Here is a 2,604-nt window from a genome sequence, read left to right as displayed (position 1 = left end):
CTCCCCCGGCTACCGCCGGGAGGTGCCCCAGCGCCTCAAACGGCGGACAGGGGTGGGACGCGGAGGGTCCAGGGGCGGGCGGATTCGAGTTGGGCGGCGACGCTCACGAGGGCCGGCTCCTCGTGCGGCCGCCCGACCAGCTGGACGGCCAGCGGCAGGCCGTCCGTTCCGAACCCCGCAGGGACGGACGCGGCGGGGTGGCCCGTCACGTTCCACAGTGCGGTGTACGCGATCATCGGGCGCGACCGCAGCAGCGCTCCCAGCAGCCCCACCAGCCCCACCCCGTCCAGCGCGCCGACCGCCCGCGGCCGGGCGGCGAGGGTCGGGGTGAGCAGCAGGTCCGCCCCGGCGAAGACCCGCTCGGCCCGTTCCGTCAGCCGCTCCCCCGCCCGTACGGCCCGTTCCACGGCCGCCTCCGGGGCCAGCCGGGCCAGCCGCAGGGTCTGCCGGGTGCGGTGTTCCAGGAGCTCCGGCCGCTCCACGGCCGCCGCCTCCGCGCGCACGCCCCCGCAGAACTGCGGCACGAACGCCGCCGTGGCGTCGGGGTAGCGCGGCGACACCTCCCGTACGTCGTGGCCGAGTTCGCGCAGCAGATCCGCGGTGCGCCGGAGCGCCGTCACGTGCTCCGGGTGGGGCCGTACGCCGGGCACCGCCGGCTTGGCGGACCAGGCGATCCGCAGCCGGCCGGGCTCGGTGGACGCCGCCCGTACGAAGCCGGTGGCGGTGGGCCGGGCCGCCCAGCGGTCCCCCTCCGCGGGGCCGCTGAGGACGTCGTAGAGCAGGGCGCTGTCGCGCACCCCGCGGGTGAGCGGGCCGATGGTGCCGAGGGCGTGCCAGAGGTGGGGCTGCGGGGCCGTGGGGACCCGGCCGCGCTGCGGTTTGAGGCCGAACAGGCCGCAGCAGGCGGCCGGGATGCGGATGGACCCGCCGCCGTCGCCACCGAGCGCGGCGCCGACGAGGCCGGCCGCGACGGCGGCGGCGCTGCCGCCGCTGGAGCCGCCGGGGGTGCGGGAGGTGTCCCAGGGGTTGCGGGTGCGGCCGTGGGCGGCGGACTCGGTGAACGGCCACTGCCCGAACTCCGGCATCGCGGTCTTGCCGACGACCACGGCGCCGGCCGCCCGCAGCCGCCGCACCGCCTCGCTGTCGCGGGCGGCCGGGGTGAGGTTGGCGGCGCCGCCGAAGGTGGTGACCTCCCCTGCCACGTCGAGCTCGTCCTTGATGGCGACGGGCACGCCCAGCAGGGGCAGTTCGGCCCCGGCGGCCCGGGCCGCGTCACGGGCGTCGGCCTCGGCGAGGACCTGTTCGCGGGCCCGCACCACGCGGAAGGCGCCCAACTGCGGGTCCAGTGCCTCGATCCGGCGCAGCGAGGCCTCCGCGAGGGCCCGCGCGGTCACCTTCCCCTCCCGTACCAGCTCCGCCTGCCGGGCCGCGCCCAGGAACATCAGCTCACCGTCGTCCACGTGCGTACGCGCCTTCCTCCACGGGGGTGTTCCGTGGTGGCACGGTATGCCAGGACGGGTGATCTACGACAGGGGCATGTCAGCCGGGTCAGACCTGGCCGGTTCCCCGGTGGCCGCGGCGAGGGTGCGGGAGGCGCCGACGGGCAGGTCCCAGAGGTCCTCGCGGGGCTGCCCGGCGCGGGCCCAGGCGGCCCTGACGCGGTGCAGGGGTTCCATGACGGGTTCCGCGGAGAGGACGAACGCGGCCCAGTGCATCGGGGCCATCCGGCGGGCGCCGAGGTCGAGGCAGGCCCGTACGGCCTCCTCCGGGTCGGCGTGCACGTCGCGCAGCCACCAGCGCGGAGCGTAGGCGCCGATGGGCAGGAGGGCGAGGTCGATGCCGGGGTGGCGGGCGCCGATCTCGCCGAACCAGTGCCCGTAGCCGGTGTCGCCCGCGAAGTACACCGTGCGGCCGCCGCCGGTGAGGTCGGTGAGCAGCCAGCCGCCCCACAGGGTGCGGCAGGTGTCCAGCAGGAAGCGCTTGGACCAGTGGTGGGCGGGGACGAACTCGAAGCGTACGCCGTCCAGTTCGGCGTACTCCCACCAGTCGAGCTCGGTCACCCGGCGGAAGCCCCGGCGGCGGCACCAGCGGGCCAGGCCGGCGGGCACGAAGAGGGCGGTGTCCCGGGGGAGCCGTTTGAGGGTGGGGGCGTCGAGGTGGTCGTAGTGGTTGTGGCTGATCACCACGGCGTCCACGGGCGGGAGTTCCTCCCACCGCACCCCGGGGGGCGTCATACGGGCCGGGGTGCCGAGGATCCGCCGGGACCAGACGGGGTCGGTGAGCACCGTCAGCCCGCCGGTGCGGACCACCCACGAGGCGTGCCCGGCCCAGGTGACGCAGACCTCGCCGGGCGCCACGGCGGGCAGCGGCGCGGGCCGGTACGGCAGGTCGGGGATCCCGCGCAGCCGGGATCCCGCGCAGCCCTTCGGGGCCGGGCCGGAAGGCCCCTTCCCGCGCCAGCCGCGCGAAGGCCCGTACCCCGGGCAGGGGTGTGGTCAGCCGCTCCGCGAACGATCGCGGCCAGACCCGGACCTCCCCGAGCGGACGCGCGGCGCCCTGCCCGGGTGCCACGGCTCCCGGGGACCCGGCGGCCGGAGGCGGGGA

At 77.3% G+C, this 2,604-nt stretch carries 1 protein-coding gene and 1 pseudogene; both read right to left on the bottom strand.

All coding sequences use genetic code 11. The features are described from left to right. Positions 1–35 precede the first annotated feature (35 nt). Positions 36–1,460, bottom strand: coding sequence for an amidase (locus VR44_RS36385; protein WP_169791081.1), 1,425 nt, complete (start codon positions 1,458–1,460; stop codon positions 36–38). A 63-nt stretch (positions 1,461–1,523) separates the two neighbouring features. Continuing rightward, a pseudogene (locus VR44_RS36380) lies at positions 1,524–2,604 on the bottom strand (MBL fold metallo-hydrolase); the annotation flags it as partial.

Source organism: Streptomyces katrae (genome assembly GCF_000966975.1).
GTDB lineage: Bacteria > Actinomycetota > Actinomycetes > Streptomycetales > Streptomycetaceae > Streptomyces > Streptomyces katrae.
This window is presented reverse-complemented; position numbering and strand designations above follow the sequence as displayed.